This is a genomic window from Streptomyces aurantiaciflavus (assembly GCF_049808595.1).
Lineage (GTDB): Bacteria > Actinomycetota > Actinomycetes > Streptomycetales > Streptomycetaceae > Streptomyces.
Window position 1 is genome coordinate 228,500 of record NZ_JBNCAQ010000011.1, and the last position, 16,840, is coordinate 245,339.

Below are 16,840 nucleotides of genomic sequence, written 5' to 3' on the forward strand. Positions count from 1 at the left end.
GAGACAGCCGGGTGATCAGCGCGCGGACGCGCTCAGCCCACGACGAGTAAAGGGTGGTGTCCCGTCAGGACCGGTGCGGCTACCGGCCCCTGAGAGGTTGCTGTTCCCACTGCGGCTCCAACTGGTCAATCCCCGCGAGGATCTCGGGGATCCGGTCCGCGACGCGGTGTCGTCACGGTCCTCGGGGTACGCGATCCGCTGGATCGGGCCCCTTCTGCTACGCTCTGCAGCGCTGCAAAAGAGATAACCGAGAACTTGCCGCGCTGCAAGAGGCGCAGAAGTTCTCTTGGGGGAAAATTGCAGCGCTGAAACCGACATCCGGGATGAAGGTGACCTATGGCAAAGGGCGTCACACTCCGCGACGTCGCGGCGCTCGCCGGCGTCTCCAGCCGGACCGTGTCCAACGTGGTCAACGGCTACGCGCCCGTCGCCGAAGCCACCCGGGCCCGGGTGCAGCAGGCCGTGGACGAGCTCGGCTACCGGCCCAACGTGCTGGCCCGCAACCTCGCCGCCGGCCGTTCCGGCCAGATCGCGGTGGTCGTGCCGTACCTGGACACGCCGTACTTCGCCGAGCTGCTGCAGGGCATCATCCGCGCGGCCCGGGTGCAGGGGTACAACGTCCTGATCGACCAGACGGACGGCGACGCCGAGCACGAGAAGATGTTCCTCAGCCGCGGTTCCCAGTCCCTGCTGTTCGACGGCGTCATCTTCAGCCCGCTGGGCCTCGCCCAGTCCGACCTGTCCGAGCGCGACGCGAGCCTGCCGCTCGTCGTGCTCGGCGAGCGGGTGAGCGACGGCGGTTTCGACCATGTCGGCATCGACGACGTCGCCGCCTCCCTGGAGGCCACCGAGCATCTGCTCGGCCTCGGCCGGCGCCGCGTCGCCGCGATCGGCGACCAGCCGTACCGCACCGGCGAGGCGGCGCAACTGCGCACCCGCGGCTACCGTCTGGCCCACGAGCGCGCCGGTGTGACCGTCCGGGAGGAGCTCATCGTCTCCACCCCGCGCTTCAACCGCTCCGACGGCGCGAGCGCCATGGCCCACCTGCTCGACCTGGAGGAACCGCCCGACGCGGTCTTCTGCTACAGCGACCTGGTCGCCCTGGGCGCCCTGCACACCCTGGCCTCCCGCGGGCTGCGCGTCCCGGAGGACGTCGCCGTCGTCGGCTACGACGACATCGAGGACGGCCGCTACTCCAACCCGTCCGTCACGACGATCTCCCCGGACAAGAAGGTGATCGCCGAGACAGCGGTGGAACGACTGCTCAAACGGATCGGCAGTCCGACTCCCGTCCCCGGCATGGAGATCCGGGCCCCGCACCGGCTCGTCCCACGAGCCAGCACCATGGGACGGCAGGCGGCGGGAGCCTGATCACCACGGCGCGGACGGTTTCCTCGGTGGCCCGCTCGCCGCGCAGTCGGACGCTGCCGGCCACCGCGGGGCGGAAGAGCCCTCACACCGACGCCTGTCGCGGAAGCGGGTGAGGCCGCTCGGTCCCGGGCCCGGGCTCCGCGGCGGTGAGGGGACCGGCGACGACGGTGAGCTCCCTGCCCGGGCGAGGAGGGGCGGATGACGAGGGCGCGCACGTGAGTTCGTCCCTTCGGTGCGTCTCTTCGGTGCATCTCGTCGGCTCGTCCCTTCCGTGGTCTGTCAGACCAGTGCGGAGACCCGCCGTACGACCTCGCGGCAGAAGTCTCCGACGCCGTCGGGGTCGTCGATGAACTGCGAGGGCTTGACGCAGAACGTGGTGAAGCCCTGCGCCATCTGCTCGGGGACGCAGGCGAGCGCCTGGCCGAGGTCGGCGCACGAGGTGTCGTCCGGGAAGACCGCGCGGGTGCCGCCGATCATCTCCAGGTCCGCGACGTCCCGTCCGGCGGCGCTCATCGCGTCGGCCAGCTTGCGCATCTCCTCGGGTGTCGGACGCCCGAGGGGATTGAAGGCGTGGCCGTACCGGACGATCCGGCGGACCATGGCGTCGTGCATGCCGGCCCCGCCGAAACACAGGCGCGGTCCGTCGGGACGGTACGCCTTCGGCTCGAAGTAGACGTCCTCGAAGGCGTAGTGCTCGCCCTTGTGGGACGCCGGCGACGGACGCCACAACTTGGCCCAGATCTCCAGGTGTTCGTCCAGCAGCCTGCCACGCCGGGCGAACGGCACCCCGAGGGCCGCGTACTCGTCGCGGCTCCAGCTGACGTTGGGCAGCACTGTCAGACGGCCCTCGGAGAGCAGGTCGAGGGTGCCGAGTTCGCGGGCGAGCAGGAGGGGGTGGCGCAGGGGGGCGATCACGGCGGAGGCGGCGAGGCCGATCCGCTCGGTGACCGCCGCGACGGCGCCCAGCAGGAGCAGGGAGTTGGGCCAGGGTGTGTACGGGTCCTGGTTGCCCGGCAGGGCGTAGTCGCGGGGGTTGCCCATCACGCCTTTCACGCCCGCGTCCGGGCCGAGGACGATGTGCTCGCTGATCATGACGGAGTCGAACCCGGCGTCCTCCGCCTCGCGCGCCCAGCGCACCACCGCGGGCAGGTCGGCCCGGCCGCCGGTCATCGTCCAGTTCTCGCTGAGCACGAGCTGCATGCGGGGGACAGTCGTCATGGGCCTTCTTCCGTTCACAGGGTCGTCGAGGCGGGTCGGAGGATCCGCGAGTACGCGGGGAACTCCCAGTCGGTGACGGCCCGTCGGAAGCGGGCGAGCTCCTGGCGTTTCAGCGCCGTGACGACCTCGGTGAAGCGGTCGCCGAGGGCTTCGGCGAGCAGCTTGTCCTGTTCGAGGGCCGTCAGGGCCGCGTCGAGCCTGTCCGTCATCGGCTGTGGCGGTCGGGCACCGAGCCTGCTCCGGTCCGGGCGGGTCATTTGGCTTCAAACAGTAGAACGCCCCAAGTGGTCCGGCAAGAGCGGGGCGCCGCCGCGCCTCGGGTCGAAGGGCGCCGTACGCCTGGCGGCGGCGCGCCGCTGACGCGGCCACCACCGCCGACCCGACGACTCCGGTGCAGGCCAGGACACCGGGCAGCCGGAGGGGAAGCCGCGGCGGTACCGGCGGAGCGGGCTGCACCGGCAGGGCGGGCGGCAAAGCAACAAGGCGGGCGGTACCGGCGGAGCGGGTGGCCTCGTAGCGAGGGGGCCCGCTCCGCTGTTGTGCGTGTCAGGCCGACGCCTCGACCGTCGAGCCCGCCTGGGCCGGCTGCCGCACGACGCGGCGGGGCCGGGTCGGCATCCCGAGGGTCGGGTTGGCGACGCTCCAGGCCGCGCCCTTGCAGACCACTTCCTTGTAGACGGCGGCGAGCCGTCCGGTCAGGGCCGCCCCCACGGAGCGGTCGTCGGCGGTGACGTACTGGATCAGGCCTTCCCTGCGGCCCAGCGAGATGCACTGGTTGAAGTAGCGGAGCGGCGCGTTCGGGAGCTTTCCGCCGGTCAGGCGTGCCGCGATGGCGTCGGCGGCCTGCCACGCCATGGGGGTGCCGGAGGCGCACGACATCCGCAGCGGCTTGTCGCCGGGGCCCATCGCCATGGCCGCGTCGCCCACGGCGTACACGTCCGGGTGCGAGACCGAGCGCATGGTCCCGTCGACCACGATCTGGCCGGTGTCGGTGACCTCCAGGGTGGTGGCCCGCGCGATGGGGTGGACGGCGAAGCCGGTGGTCCACACGGTGACCGCGGCCGGGATGGACGTGCCGTCGGCGATGGTGACGCGGTCGGCCTCGACGCCGGTGACGGCGGCGTGTTCGTACGCGGTGATGCCGAGCTTGCCGAAGACCTTCCGCAGGTGCCGGCGGCCCTTGGGCGAGAGCCAGTCGCCGAGGGCGCCGCGGGCGGCGAGGGCGACGGCGAGGTCCGGGCGGGCCTCGGCGATCTCGGTCGCGGCCTCCAGGCCGGTGAGGCCGCCGCCGACCACGACCACGGGCTGCCCGGCGTCCAGGCGGGCCAGGCGCTCACGCAGCCGCAACGCTCCGGCGCGGCCGGCGATCTCGTGTGCGTGCTCGGCGGTGCCGGGGACGCCCTGGTCGTTCCAGCCGCTGCCGAGGGCGTAGACGAGGGTGTCGTACTGCAGTTCCTCGGCTTCCCCGGCGCCGTTCGCGTCGATGACGGCGACCGTCTTGTGGTCGACGTCGACGCCGGTGACCTTCGCCAGCTTCAGTTCGACGCCGGTGCCCGCGAACATCTCGCTGAACGGCCGGGGCCTGAGGTCCTGGCCGGTCGCGAGCTGGTGCATCCGGACGCGCTCGACGAAGTCGGGCTCGGCGTTGACGAGGGTGATGGCGACGTCTTCGCGGTGCAGCCGCCTGGCGAGGCGCCCGGCGGCGATGGCTCCGGTGTATCCGGCTCCGAGGACGACGATGCGGTGCTGCATTTCCTGGCTCCTGTCGTGAGCGGCTCTTGAGCGGATTCGCCACTTGAACCGGGCAACCCGCCGTTTCCTGACAAGAACGCGATGTGAAGCACATCACACAGGGCAGCAGAGTCGGAAGCCGTTGAGGAGCAGCAGGTCAGAAGGCGGTGAGCAAGGGTTCGCCGTGGTCGGCGGCCGCCCATCGCCGGGTCGCGCGTTCGAGCTTGTCGGGGTTGACCTGGTTGCGGAACGCGGCGATGCCCTCGGCGGTGATCTCCAGGCACATGACGCCGACGACCCGGCCGTCGACGACCGCCACGACGGCGGGCTCGCCGTTGGCGTCCATGACGTAGACCTCGGGTGAGCCGCCGACCAGGGAGCGCTTGGCCTTGCTCGGCTTGAACAGGCCCCGCATGAACTTCGCGACCGCGAGGGCGCCCTCGAACGCCTTGGCCCGGGCCGGAACCTTCCCGCCGCCGTCGCCGATCGAGATGGCGTCCTGGGTGAGCAGCCGCACGAGCGGCTCGGTCCTGCCGCTGGTGGCGGCCGCGAGGAACTCCTCGACGATCCGCCGGGCGGCGGCCTCGTCTATCTCGGCGCGGGCCTTGCCGTCCGCGACGTGCTTCTTGGCACGGTGGAAGATCTGCTGGCTGGCGGCCTCGGTGATGTCGAGGATCTCGGCGATCTCCCGGTGCGGGTAGCCGAAGGCCTCCCGCAGCACGTACACCGCCCGCTCGCCCGGGGACAGCCGCTCCAGTACGGCCATGACCGCGTACGACACCGACTCGCGCTGTTCGGCGGTGTCGGCCGGGCCGAGCATCGGGTCCCCGGCGAGCAGCGGCTCGGGGAGCCATTGGCCCACATAGGTCTCGCGCCGCGCGCGGGCCGAGGCGAGCTGGTTGAGGCACAGGTTGGTGAGAACCTTCGTCAGCCAGGCCTCGGGGACCTCGATGTGGTCGACGTCGGCGGCCTGCCAGCGCAGGAACGTCTCCTGCGCGGCGTCCTCGGCCTCGCTCGCGGAACCGAGAAGGCGGTAGGCGATGGCCTCCAGGCGGGGCCTGGACGCCTCGAACCGGTCCACGTCGCTCATGGTCAGGGCCATGACCGGGATCCTAGTCACTCGCGGTGCGCGTCGGCCGCCGCCCGCCGGGATCCGGCCCACCGCGGCCTCGGGCCGGGCCGGCGGCCCGACCGGGCGCCTGCCACCCGCCACCGCACGCACGGCGTCCGGTCCATGGGGGCGGCGCCGGTCACGCCGTACCTGTCCCCGGAGGAGTTGTGCGCGGGAGCCGGGCCACCCGGATCCGGGTCGTGGAGTCGATCAGGCCGAACCCTCCAGTGCGGCACGCCAGACAGGGCTGTCGACGTAGTGGTTGTCGAAGCGCTCCGAGGACTCGGCGATCTCCTTCGGGTCCGCCTCGCCGCGCATCACCCGGCCGAGCAGGCGCAGGTAGTCGAACCTGCCCATACCGGGGGTGAAGACGAACAGGACATCCGCTTCACGGCCCGGGGCGGCCGCGAAGGCGTGCGGGGTGTGGGGCGGCACCGCGAGGAAGTCGCCCGCCTCCAGGACGGTGACCTCCTCGCCCACCAGGACCTGCAGAGCCCCGCTGATCACGAAGAACAGTTCCGTCGCCCGGGTGTGGAAGTGGGCCGGCGCCCCTGCCGCGCCCTTCGTGAAGGTGGAGCGGTAGCTGGTGAAGCCGCCCGGGGTGCCGTCCGAATCGGCCAGGAGGGTCATCACGCTGCTCGGGTCGGAACAGGTCTCGGCGTCCGCGTGGCGGGTCAGCACCACCGCGGGCGGGGTGCTGGTCGCGGACGTGGTGGAGGTCTTCTCGTTCATGATCACGCTCCTGGTGTTCCGAGTGGCTTTCGTGCAGGTGTGCGAGGTCGGCGCGCCCCCGGGCCCCCGGACCGCTCCTGCCTGTCTTTCAACCTTGATAATCTCAACGTTGAGATAAAAACAGCTCGACCCTCTCAGCGTCAAGTCTCTTAACGTTAAGATGATGCTCGTTGAGAAGGTGTCCGTTGAGAGGAGTGGCGGGATGAGCGATGTCGTGGACGCGATCATCGGACAGTGGGCCAAGGAGCGCCCCGACGTGGTGGAGGACCTCTGGCCGGTCGAGCTCTTCGCGCGGATCCAGCGGCTGGCCCGAGTGATCGACAAGTCCGCCAAGGCCACGGCCGCCGCGCACGGAGTGGAGCACGGCGAGTTCGACGTGCTCACCACACTGCAGCGCTCCGGGCCTCCCTACGCCCTCACCGCCGGGGCCTTCCTCAAGGAATCCATGGTGACCTCCGGCGCGATCACCAACCGCATCGACAGGATGGAGGCCAAGGGCCTGGTCGAGCGGGTGCGCGAAGGCGACGACCGGCGCACCGTCAGGATCCGCCTCACCGAGTACGGACACGAGGTCACCCGGGCCGCCTTCGCCGACCATCTGGCGCACTACGCACAGCTGCTCGCCGACGTGGACCGCGACCTGGTCGGGAAGACCGCCGAGGGCCTCCGGCAGGTGCTGGAGGCCCTCGGCGACACGCCCGCCACGTGATGGCCGTCCCACGGCCGGCTCCCGCACTCCGGTCGGGCTGCCGGGCCCGACGGCATGGGCCGGCCGTCTCCTCGTCGCTCGGCCGCACGGGGAAACGGGTGAATCCGGCAGTGCGGTGGGTGGCGGCCGGTGCGACGGCGGGAAGGCCCTCGTGCACAGCGGAGAAGCGATGGGCAGGGAGTGTCCTCATGCCGAAGTTCCTCATCCAGGCGACCTACACGGCCGAGGGCACCAAGGGGTTGCTCAAGGAGGGCGCGAGCGGCCGCCGCGCCGCCGTCGAGCAGGTCGTCACCGACCTCGGCGGCTCGGTGGAAACCATGTACTTCGCCTTCGGGGAGGACGACATCGTCCTCATCGTCGACTTCCCCGACCCGGTCTCCATGGCCGCAGTCAGCCTGACCGTCAAGGCCAGCGGCGCCCTGCGGACCCGGGCCACCCCCCTCCTCACCCTCGACGAGATCGACGAGGCCGCCCGCCGGCAGGTCGCCTTCCGCGCCCCGGGCGCGTAGCAAGAGGGTGGGTGGAGCCGTCGGACCAGGGGGGACGCGGCCGCCGTCCCACCCACGGAGTTGATTGATCGCGCTGCGGAAGGGGGGTGGCAATCAACGTTCCGGTTGCCAACCTCGGTGACGGCACACGGGCGGCCACCGGTCCCGGCCGGTGTCGTGGCGACCCTCCTCGCTTCCGCGAGCGGCCGCCGATCCCACCACCGAGGAACCCAGGAGCGTACGGACGTGAGAATCGCACTCAAGAAGGCGGGAGTGGCCGTTTCGGCCGGCGTCATGACCTTCGCCGGCCTGCTGTCCACCGCCGGTCCCGCCCAGGCGGCGGGGCCGATGGGCGCCCACAACATCCGGGGAGTGGACCCGGGCAACACCGACTGGCTGATAGAGCTGTTCTGCAGCCAGGGGCAGCCGGACGACATCCACTTCGGCGCGTACAACGTGAAGACCGGTGAGTTCCGCAAGGAGAAGGACTACATCGGCAAGATCAGCAGGAACCGCGCGCCCCTCGGTGACTGGGAGGTCTTCGCCGGCCGCTGCTACTACCCGCAGGCCTCCACCTGGACCTTCACGGGCAAGGAGGAGCGCATCTCGCAGTGGATCGCCAACCGGGGCCGCACCGACGACAAGGAGACCTTCGTCCGCGGCTACTCCTCCAAGACCTCCTCGTCGAAGAGCGTCGGCGGCTCGATCGACTTCGGTCTCGCCAAGAAGATCTTCACCGGCAAGCTCGGCGGCAACTTCAGCTACCAGTGGGGCTGGGAGGAGACCCGTTCGTTCGAGCGGCGCAGCGAGAAGTCCATCCCGCCGTGCACCCAGATCGCCGTGACCTGGAAGCCGTACAAGCGGGTGGTGCGCGTCAACCCGGTCATCGAGATCGGCTCGTACGCCTGGCAGAACTCCAACGGCTCGATCACGCAGGTCGGCACCTGGCGCGGCCGTGACGCCTCCTACAAGCGCATCTACTCGTACGGCTACTACATCGACGGCACCTCCGACCAGCTCATCAAGACCTGGAACGGCACCAAGGAGCCCGACGGCGTGGAGAGCAAGGTCGAGCAGAAGCTGAACCCGAGCACCTGCTCCCACTGACGGGCCCCTTGCCGGCTGCCCGGACCGGCCCCCGCCGCCCTCCCGGCGGGGGCCTTCCCCGTTGCTCGCGGCTCTCCGAGGTCCGTCCCCGTCTCCGTCCCGGTGTCAGCCGGTGGGCGGAGCGGCCCGTACGAGACCTGTCTGGTAGGCGATGACGACGAGCTGGGCGCGGTCGCGGGCGCCCAGTTTGGTCATGGCTCGGTGGATGTGGGTGCGCACGGTCAGCGGGCTGAGCGTGAGGTCCTCGGCGATCTCGGTGTTGGATCTGCCTTCGGCCGCCAGGGCCATCACCTCCCGTTCGCGGACCGTGAGGTCGGCCAGGCGGTCCGGGGGCGCCAGATGGGTGCCGGGGGCGGGCGCCATGAGGAAGCGGGTGATGAGGGAGCGGGTGGCGCCGGGTGAGAGGAGCGCCTCGCCCGAGGCCACGGTGCGCAGGCCGGCCAGGAGCGTGTCGGCGGTGACGTCCTTGCCGAGGAAGCCGCTGGCACCGGCGCGCAGGGCCTGGGCGACGTAGTCCTCCGTCTCGAAGGTGGTCAGGATGAGGACGCGGGTGGCGGACAGCTCCGGGTCGGCGCAGATGGCGGCGGTCGCGGCGAGGCCGTCCGTGCCCGGCATACGGATGTCCATGAGGACGATGTCGGGGTGGTGGACGCGGGCCAGGCGCATCGCCTCCGCGCCGTCAGAGGCTTCGCCGACCACCTCCATGTCCTCACAGGAGTCGATCAGGATCCGGAAGGTGGCCCGCAGCAGGGCCTGGTCGTCGGCGAGCAGTACGCGCACGCTCATGGTGTGTCGCCTCCTTCGGCGGCGTGAGGCTGCAACGGCAGCGCGGTGGTGACCGCGAAGCCGCCTTCGGGGCGGGGGCCCGCGCGCAGTTCGCCGCCGATGGAGTGGGCGCGTTCACGCATGCCCATGACGCCGAAGCCACGGACCGGCACGGCTTCGGTGGCCGTGGCGGTGGCGGGGCCGTCGTTGCTGACCGTGATCAGCAGACGGGAGCCGGTGTACGCGAGGCGCACGTGGGCGGCCTCCGTGGTGGCGTGCTTGGTCACGTTGGTCAGGGCCTCCTGCACGATCCGGAACGCGGTCAGGTCCACCCCCGGTGAGAGCGGCTGGGGCTCGCCTTCGGTGGTGACGGTGACGTCGAGGCCCGCGGACTCGCACGTCGAGATCAGCTCCGGCAGGCGGGCGAGGCCGGGGGACGGCTCCAGCGGTGTGGAGCCGGAGTCGTCGTTCCTGCGCAGCAGTCCCAGCGTGCCCTTCAGTTCCCGCAGTGCCGAGGACGTGGTGCCGGTCAGGTCGGTGAGGATCTTCTTGGTCTGTTCGGGGCTGCTAAGGGCGAGGTGTGCGGCCGTGCCGGCCTGGGCGTTGGCCAGGGCCAGGTGGTGGGCGACGACGTCGTGCAGCTCACGGGCGATGCGCATGCGCTCCTCGGTGACCCGCTGGCGTGCCTCCTCCTCACGGGTGCGCTCGGCGTGCTCGGCGCGGGCCTGTACCGCGGTCAGGTAGGCGCGGCGCAGTTGGGTCATCTTGCCGGCTGCGAGGGGCAGCATCAGCCAGAAGATCGGACCGATCGTCCTGAGCAAAACCGAGAGCTGGTCCATGGAGTCGGAGAACACCGCCGCGACGGTCACCGCCACGAGGGTGGTGATGCCGTAGGCGCGGGTGGTCCTGCGGTCGGTGAGGGCGGCGAGCCAGTAGAGCGCCGCCATGATGGGCGCCAGCAGGAGCGGGGTGAGCAGGTAGCCGAACGCGACCGCCGCCACCGTGCAGACGGCGGTCACGGTGACGACGGTGCGCGGGTGGGTGCGGTGCTTCAGCAGGGCGAGGCAGGACACGCTCATCAGGACGGTGGCGGCCTTGTCCTGACTGGGCGGGTCCGCGCCGGGCAAGGTGAGCGAGCTGCCGAGGGTCGCGCAGCCCATCAGGGCCAGGACGATCGCCAGATCGACGAGGAACGGGTGGCGGACCGCGAATTCCTCGAGGCGATCCGCGTAGCGCCGCTCCGGGCTGAGCGGCGTGCTTTCCCGGGGTCGCTTGCTCATCGGGTCTCTCCGGTCGGTGGGGCTGGGGACCATCGTGGTCGACTTCGGGCGGGAACGCCCCGGGGGCCGCCCGTGTGCTTCGCCACGGACGGCCCCGGTGGGGGGTGGGGGGTGGGGGATGGTTGGGTCAGGTGCGCGCCGGTTCCAGGTCGGGCCGGTCGGCCGCGGCGTGGTCCGTCTCGGGTCGGCGGCTGAGCGCTTCGCCCTCCACGTCGACGCGGGGCAGGATCCGGTCCAGCCACTTCGGCAGCCACCAGGCCCGGTCGCCGAGCAGGGCGAGGACGGCGGGCACGATCGCCATCCGTACGACGAAGGCGTCGAAGAGGACGGCGGAGGCCAGACCGAACCCGATCATCTTGATCATCGAGTCGCTCTCGCCGACGAACCCGGCGAACACCGCGATCATGATCAGCGCGGCGGCCACGACCACACGGGCGCTGTGCCGGAAGCCGGAGGTGACCGCCTCGGCCGGCGAGTCCCCGTGGACGTACGCCTCCCGCATCCGCGAGACGAGGAACACCTCGTAGTCCATCGCGAGGCCGAAGACGATGCCCACCAGGAAGATCGGCATCAGACTCATGATCGGTCCGGTCTGCTCCACGCCCAGGATCCCGGCGCCGTGACCCTGCTGGAAGACCACGACGACCGTGCCGAGGGAGGCCAGCACCGACAGCAGGAAGCCGAGAGCCGCCTTGAGCGGGACGAGCAGGGACCGGAAGACCACCAGCAGCAGGACGATCGCCAGGCCGACGACGACGATCAGGTACGGGACCAGCGCGGCCTGGACCTTGTCGGAGATGTCGATGTTCAGCGCGGTCGTGCCGGTGACCTCGAAGGTCGCCCCGGTCTCGGACTCGACCCCGGGACGCTCGTCGCGGATGGTCGTCACCAGGTCCTTGGTCTTCTCGTCGGTCGGCGCGGTGGACGGCACGGCCGAGAAGACCGCGGTGTCACCGGCGTCGTTGAAGCGGGCCGGGGAGACCGACACGACACCCTCGGTGGCGCCGATCTCCTTGCCGATCGTCGCCGCGGCGCCCTTCGGGTCGTCGGCGCCCTTGGCGTCCACGACGATGGTCAGCGGCCCGTTGAAGCCCGGCCCGAAGCCCTCGGCGAGGGCGTCGTAGGCCCGGCGCTCGGTGGCGGAGGTGGGCTTGGCCTCGTCCCCGGGCATGCCCAGCTGCAGGTTCGTCATCGGCACGGCGAGGGCGCCGAGGCCCACCACGCCGAGCAGCAGCACAGGCAGGGGGCGGCGCAGCACGAACCGCGCCCAGCGGGTGCCCCCGTTGTCCTCGGCGCTCTCCTCGACACGGCCGCTCTTGCGGGCCTTGCGCTTGAGCACCGCGTTCGGCCAGAACCCGAGGAACGCCGGGACGAGGGTCAGCGCGATCAGTACGGCGACGACGACCGCGCCGGCGGCGGCCAGGCCCATCTTGGTGAGCATCGGGATGCCGACCACCGCGAGCCCGGCCAGGGCGATGACGACGGTGAGGCCGGCGAAGACGACCGCCGACCCGGCGGTGCCGACGGCCATCCCGGCCGCCTCCTCCGGCGCACGGCCCTTGGCGCGCTCCTCCCGGTAGCGGGAGACGACGAACAGGGCGTAGTCGATGCCGACGGCGAGGCCCAGCATCATCGCGAGGGTGCCGGTCGTCGTGGACAGGCCGAGGGCGTGGGACAGGGCCATGATCGTGGCCATGCTCACGCCGACGCCGATGAGGGCGGTGAGCAGCGGCAGCCCGGCGGCGGCCAGGGAACCGAAGGTGACCAGCAGGACGACCGCGGCCACCGCGATGCCGATCACCTCGGCGATTCCGCCGGCCCCGCCGCCGTCGTCCATCGCGCTCCCGCCCGCCTCGACGGTCAGCCCGGCGTCCCGGGCGTCGTCGATGGCCTTCTCCAGGTGGCTCTTGCTGGCGTCGGTGAGGTCGGTGGCCGCGACCTTGTAGGTGACCGTCGCGTACGCCGTCGTGCCGTCCTTGCTGACCGCCTTCGCCTGGAACGGGTCGACGGCGCTCGCGACCTGTGTGCCGTTGCCGAGCTCGGCCACCGTCTCCTCGACGGCCTGCTTGTTCTCGGTGGCGGTCACCTTCTCACCGCTCGGCGCGATGAACACGACCCGGGCGGTCGCACCGTCGGCCGTGGCGCCGGGGAAGCGCTGTTCCATCAGGTCGAACGCCTTCTGGGACTCGATGCCCGGCATCGAGAACTCCTCGTCGGCGGCACCGGGGGCCTTGAGGGCGCCCAGCCCGACGGCGGCCAGGACGGCCGCCCAGACCAGGGCGACGTACCAGCGTCGCCGGAAGGCCAGACGGCCCACTCGATACAGGAAAGTAGCCACGGCAGAGGGTCTCCACATCTGGATGCGTCCGGTTCCCGAACGTCTTCAAGGCTCTCGGGCACGGACCCGCCCTGTCGTCGTGCGCCTGCCGACAATCCCCGCTACTGAGAACGCAGTACAGCCCGGCCGCCGGGCTCCACCGCGGGTACTACAGGGAGGCCGCGGGGTCAGCCCGAGGTCTCGACGGCCCGTGACACGCGTGCCGACCGCATCGCCGGGACGGGGCAGCCGACGGTCTTGGAGAACGGCCGCTCCCAGGCCCCGGCGCACGCGCCCGACGAGCCCGGCCGACGGCCGGTAGCAGGAGTAGCGTGGGACGAAGAAGGCCACGGAGAGCTTCTCCCGGCCTCACCGCCGGTTCCGCACAGGCCGGCCGTCACGGCCCGCCGCCGGAACGGCACAGGCAGGTGAGCACAGTGCCCGGTACCGATCCCCCGCCCGCGACGGGGCTCCTCCCGGACGGCGTCCACGAGTCCGTACGCCCCGGGACGGCCCTTCTGCGGCTGGAGACGACACATGACCGCCGGGGAGTCCTCGACGGCGCGTGGTGGCCGCGCTCACGTGACGTCACCGTCGAGCTGCCCGGTCTGGTCAGCGCGCTCGCCGAACGCCTCGGGCCGATCGCCCGGGTCGGCCTGGACCGCGGCGCCTGGGACGGACTGCCGACGCGCCTGGTCGTCGACGGCCGGGTCGTGCACATCGACGCGTCGTCCGTGGGCGACGACACCGTCCTGGTCACCCGAGGCGACCAGGACCTCTTCTCCCTGCTCGTCGTACCGCCGGACACGCCGCCCGGCGCCGCGCGGGCAGCGATGGCCCAGGCGGTGCGTGCCGACAATCTCAAGGGGGCCGGGCGGATCCTCGTCGAGACCGGTGCCGAGCCGCTCTCCGCCCCTGTCGGCACCAAAGACAGGGAGCAGGCATGATCAGCGCGGCCGACGTCCGGGAGTGGCGCGACCACGACGTGGTCGACCCCAAGGGGCGGAAGATCGGCACACTCGAAGGCGTCTACGTGGACACGGCCACGGACGAACCGGCCATGGCCACGGTGCGTACGGGGCTGCCCACCCGTCAGCGTCTGGTCTTCGTCCCGCTCGACGAGGCGGTCCTGGGACCCGGCTACGTCAGGGTCTCCCACCCCAAGGGGACGGTGCGCAAGGCGCCTTCGATCGGGACGGAGGACATCCTGCCCGCCGAGCAGGAGGAGACGGTCTTCCACTATTACGACCTCGCGTACCGGCGGGGCGCCCACGGCGAACGCCGGCTGGCGCGCCGCTGACGGCCTGCGCGGGAGGCAACTCTGTCACGGCGAGGGCACATGTCCTCGCCTGCCGCGGTTAGGGTTGTCGCACGAGGCGGACGGGGCCGAATCCTTCGGAGCACGGGTGACGCGCACGACCCGGGTCCCTTGCCGCACCCCCGAAACGAAGGTGTCATGCCCGCTGAGAACGCCCCTGCCGCCGGGAACCTCGACGACGACGACTACCCCGCCTACACCATGGGGCGGGCCGCCGACGTTCTCGGCACCACACCCGCCTTCCTCCGCGCCGTCGGCGAAGCCGACCTGATCACTCCGCTGCGTTCGGAAGGCGGCCACCGCCGTTACTCCCGCAGCCAGTTGCGCGTCGCCGCCCGCGCTCGTGAACTCGTCGACCAGGGCACCCCCATCGAGGCCGCGTGCCGCATCATCTCTCTCGAGGACCAGCTCGACGACGCCCTCCGCACGAACCGGGAAATGCGCCGGAAGATGGACGAGCACGGCGCGGATACCTAGTCCCGCCGGCACAGAAATTCAGCCTGCCACGCGATGAGAAATACTGGGCGATCCTGAAAACACAGGGGGCTTCCACCCGACCTGTGTTAGCGTGACAGCAGTTGCGGTTTTGGTTACCAGAGACTTCTTTGCCTGGCTTTCCGGATCTTTCCGGAGGGGTGATCACAGCGGCGACTCGGATCCGTGAAGTGCGGAGTCCGGCACTGCCCCAAGGGAGATTCAATATGGCATCTGGCACCGTGAAGTGGTTCAACGCGGAAAAGGGCTTCGGCTTCATCGAGCAGGACGGCGGCGGCGCTGACGTGTTCGCCCACTACTCGAACATCGCCACCAGCGGCTTCCGCGAGCTTCAGGAAGGCCAGAAGGTTACCTTCGACGTCACGCAGGGCCAGAAGGGCCCGCAGGCCGAGAACATCGTTCCCGCCTGACACCGACGCGAACCATGTGGCTGGGGCCCGCGCTCTCGGGGTGCGGGCCCCAGCCCGTTGTTCCCCCGCATTTCCCGGATTTCCCGCATCACTGACAGCCCTGGCTTCAACACACCGAGACGCCCGGTTCTCGCATTCCTTCGGCTCATTCCTGTGAATCCTCGTGCGGCTCCCCGCTGCGGGACGGAATTCCTCGATACGCCGCGTCGAGGAAGGTTCTCCCATCAACCGCACCCGCCGTGACGGGCGCGGTCGATTCCTCCGGTGTTCCACTCCGACCCTGTGGAGGCAACCATGCGCTGTGTCATCGCCCGATTCCCGTTCGACCTGATCAAGAGTGAGGTCGAGCAGTCGATGAGCGGCATCACGCCCGAACCTGTCACCGGCGTGGCCGTGACCATCGGACGCCGCGTCTACCCCGTGATGCAGGTCGGGGAAGTGATCACCCGACAGGACCGCCGCGACTTCACCACGGGCGAGATGCGCCGGGCGCTGACCCGCCTCGGCTTCACCTGCCACGACGCGCCCGCGGTCACGCCGGCCTGGGACGCGCGAGCCGACGAGGGGCTGCTGGGCCTGTGACGCCCGGTTCCCGCCACGCGGCGACGTCCGCGGACTAGGCTCCTGAGGCATGAGGCACCCTGATGACCTGCTCGTCGCGATCGCCGCGATGGTGGAGTCGCGGCACAGCAGCCAGATGTCCCTGACCGTGGTGATCCCGGGAGCCGTCATCACGGGACGGCTGGCCCCGGAAGCCCTGTGGAAGGAGCGCGTGGCCGAAGTCCTGCGGGACTCCGAGGACCTGGGGCAGTTCGCCGCCGCGTTCCGGCCGTCCCAGGGCGGCGACGACCATCCCCCGGAGCCTGGTGAAGGGCCCACGCACCTCCACTTCCACGTCGCCCGGATCCTCCAGGGCAGCTTCGGCATCCCCGACACGGGAGGCATGTACCGCGTCGCGCTGAAGGACGTGAGCGCGTGGACGATCGGCGACATCGGCTATTCGGACCAGTGAGCCCCCGGCTCCTTGCTCTCTCCGGTGGGCCCCGGTTCTCTCCGGTCCTTTCCTGGTTCCCTCCGGTTCTTTCTGGTCTTTTCTGGTCCTTTCCGGTTCGTTCCGGTTGGTCCCGGCCCGTTCAGGCGTCGGACGGCGCGGGCCGGTGGCCCGGACGTACGCTGGGTCCACCGAGAGCATCACGCGCAGCGCGACCGAGGCGGTGCCGTTCCCGGCGAACGACGGCGACGGGCGGCCCAGACGCCGTCCGGGACGGGATCGCACGATGGACGTCACCGCAACGTCGGCCGAGGGTGTCCCCCCGGACGGAGCACGGACCTACCGGATGCCCGTCGCCCGGCTGGCACTCGCGCCGAGCGTCGGCCACGGCCCGCTCGACGGGGCGTGGTGGCCGCGCTGCGACATGCTGGAACTGGAGCTGCCCGCGCTGGTCGGCTCACTGGGGCCCGGCCTCGGCACCGTCACCCGCGTCACCGTGGACGCCGTCGCCTGGCCCGACGTCCCGCGCACGGTCATGGCACCCGGCCGGGTGATCGAAGTGGCCCTGTCGGCCGTGGACGCCGAAGCGCACGCCATCGCCCTGGACTGCGACACCGTGGGCCGCTGGGAGCTGCTGGTCATCCCGCCCGGCGAGTCGTTCGCCGCGGCGACCTGGTTGCTGACCACAGCGGCCGATCCACGGAACGCGCTGACGGCCGCGCACATGCTGGCGCTCGCCAAGGTCGGTTTCGGGGACGACGGCGGCTGAACGCCGCACCGGCCCGCGAGCGGGCCGG

Annotated in this window: 19 protein-coding genes; 11 read left to right on the top strand and 8 right to left on the bottom strand. The window is 71.1% G+C overall.

Annotated features, from left to right (window positions below):
- Positions 1–336: 336 nt before the first annotated feature.
- The gene (locus tag ACPT94_RS15790) at positions 337–1,371 is read left to right on the top strand and encodes a LacI family DNA-binding transcriptional regulator (RefSeq protein WP_425246086.1); all 1,035 of its coding nucleotides are present in this window, start codon (positions 337–339) and stop codon (positions 1,369–1,371) included.
- 279 nt (positions 1,372–1,650) lie between these two features.
- Here ACPT94_RS15790 and ACPT94_RS15795 read toward each other — a convergent pair whose 3' ends face one another.
- From ACPT94_RS15795 to ACPT94_RS15815, 5 genes are all read right to left on the bottom strand, one after another.
- Positions 1,651–2,589 (bottom strand): TIGR03619 family F420-dependent LLM class oxidoreductase, encoded by a 939-nt coding sequence (locus ACPT94_RS15795; RefSeq protein ID WP_425246087.1) that lies wholly within the window; start codon positions 2,587–2,589, stop codon positions 1,651–1,653.
- 14 nt (positions 2,590–2,603) lie between these two features.
- Positions 2,604–2,798, bottom strand: a complete 195-nt coding sequence (locus ACPT94_RS15800) for a hypothetical protein (protein ID WP_425246088.1) — start codon at positions 2,796–2,798, stop codon at positions 2,604–2,606.
- Positions 2,799–3,135: 337 nt separating this feature from the next.
- A complete protein-coding gene (locus tag ACPT94_RS15805; protein WP_360345993.1) occupies positions 3,136–4,341 on the bottom strand; it encodes an NAD(P)/FAD-dependent oxidoreductase in 1,206 nt (401 codons plus the stop codon).
- Positions 4,342–4,477: 136 nt separating this feature from the next.
- Positions 4,478–5,422: an RNA polymerase sigma factor SigJ gene (gene sigJ, locus ACPT94_RS15810; protein WP_360345991.1), complete on the bottom strand. Its 945-nt coding sequence runs from the start codon at positions 5,420–5,422 to the stop codon at positions 4,478–4,480.
- Between the two features lie 219 nt (positions 5,423–5,641).
- Positions 5,642–6,163, bottom strand: a complete 522-nt coding sequence (locus ACPT94_RS15815; protein ID WP_425246089.1) for a cupin domain-containing protein — start codon at positions 6,161–6,163, stop codon at positions 5,642–5,644.
- Between the two features lie 202 nt (positions 6,164–6,365).
- Here ACPT94_RS15815 and ACPT94_RS15820 point away from each other — a divergent pair, with 202 nt between their 5' ends.
- The 3 genes from ACPT94_RS15820 to ACPT94_RS15830 all read left to right on the top strand — a co-directional run bounded on the left by ACPT94_RS15820 (position 6,366) and on the right by ACPT94_RS15830 (position 8,467).
- A complete protein-coding gene (locus tag ACPT94_RS15820) occupies positions 6,366–6,872 on the top strand; it encodes a MarR family winged helix-turn-helix transcriptional regulator (protein ID WP_360345987.1) in 507 nt (168 codons plus the stop codon).
- A 188-nt stretch (positions 6,873–7,060) separates the two neighbouring features.
- A complete protein-coding gene (locus tag ACPT94_RS15825; protein ID WP_360345985.1) occupies positions 7,061–7,381 on the top strand; it encodes a GYD domain-containing protein in 321 nt (106 codons plus the stop codon).
- A 225-nt stretch (positions 7,382–7,606) separates the two neighbouring features.
- Positions 7,607–8,467: a hypothetical protein gene (locus ACPT94_RS15830; protein WP_425246090.1), complete on the top strand. Its 861-nt coding sequence runs from the start codon at positions 7,607–7,609 to the stop codon at positions 8,465–8,467.
- Positions 8,468–8,572: 105 nt separating this feature from the next.
- On the opposite strand, the gene ACPT94_RS15835 is transcribed toward ACPT94_RS15830, so the two are convergent.
- From ACPT94_RS15835 to ACPT94_RS15845, 3 genes are all read right to left on the bottom strand, one after another.
- Positions 8,573–9,253: a response regulator transcription factor gene (locus ACPT94_RS15835; RefSeq protein ID WP_360345981.1), complete on the bottom strand. Its 681-nt coding sequence runs from the start codon at positions 9,251–9,253 to the stop codon at positions 8,573–8,575.
- Complete coding sequence (locus ACPT94_RS15840) at positions 9,250–10,512, bottom strand: sensor histidine kinase (protein WP_425246091.1); 1,263 nt, start codon at positions 10,510–10,512, stop codon at positions 9,250–9,252. The genes ACPT94_RS15835 and ACPT94_RS15840 overlap by 4 nt, the downstream gene beginning before the upstream one ends.
- A gap of 127 nt (positions 10,513–10,639) precedes the next feature.
- Positions 10,640–12,850 carry an MMPL family transporter gene (locus tag ACPT94_RS15845; protein WP_425246092.1) on the bottom strand — a complete coding sequence of 737 codons (2,211 nt, stop codon included), beginning with the start codon at positions 12,848–12,850 and terminating at the stop codon, positions 10,640–10,642.
- A 416-nt stretch (positions 12,851–13,266) separates the two neighbouring features.
- Between ACPT94_RS15845 and ACPT94_RS15850 the strand changes: the two genes are divergently transcribed.
- The 7 genes from ACPT94_RS15850 to ACPT94_RS15880 all read left to right on the top strand — a co-directional run bounded on the left by ACPT94_RS15850 (position 13,267) and on the right by ACPT94_RS15880 (position 16,812).
- Positions 13,267–13,776, top strand: a complete 510-nt coding sequence (locus ACPT94_RS15850; protein ID WP_360345973.1) for a DUF5994 family protein — start codon at positions 13,267–13,269, stop codon at positions 13,774–13,776.
- Positions 13,773–14,129, top strand: coding sequence for a PRC-barrel domain-containing protein (locus tag ACPT94_RS15855; protein WP_360345971.1), 357 nt, complete (start codon positions 13,773–13,775; stop codon positions 14,127–14,129). Before ACPT94_RS15850 ends, ACPT94_RS15855 begins: the two co-directional genes overlap by 4 nt.
- A gap of 156 nt (positions 14,130–14,285) precedes the next feature.
- Complete coding sequence (locus ACPT94_RS15860; RefSeq protein WP_360345969.1) at positions 14,286–14,624, top strand: helix-turn-helix domain-containing protein; 339 nt, start codon at positions 14,286–14,288, stop codon at positions 14,622–14,624.
- A 224-nt stretch (positions 14,625–14,848) separates the two neighbouring features.
- Positions 14,849–15,052 carry a cold-shock protein gene (locus ACPT94_RS15865; protein WP_007383480.1) on the top strand — a complete coding sequence of 68 codons (204 nt, stop codon included), beginning with the start codon at positions 14,849–14,851 and terminating at the stop codon, positions 15,050–15,052.
- Between the two features lie 294 nt (positions 15,053–15,346).
- Positions 15,347–15,634, top strand: coding sequence for an SCO5918 family protein (locus ACPT94_RS15870; protein WP_360345967.1), 288 nt, complete (start codon positions 15,347–15,349; stop codon positions 15,632–15,634).
- A 49-nt stretch (positions 15,635–15,683) separates the two neighbouring features.
- The gene (locus ACPT94_RS15875) at positions 15,684–16,064 is read left to right on the top strand and encodes a hypothetical protein (protein ID WP_425246093.1); all 381 of its coding nucleotides are present in this window, start codon (positions 15,684–15,686) and stop codon (positions 16,062–16,064) included.
- A 265-nt stretch (positions 16,065–16,329) separates the two neighbouring features.
- Positions 16,330–16,812, top strand: a complete 483-nt coding sequence (locus tag ACPT94_RS15880; protein WP_425246094.1) for a DUF5994 family protein — start codon at positions 16,330–16,332, stop codon at positions 16,810–16,812.
- The last annotated feature ends 28 nt before the right edge of the window (positions 16,813–16,840 follow it).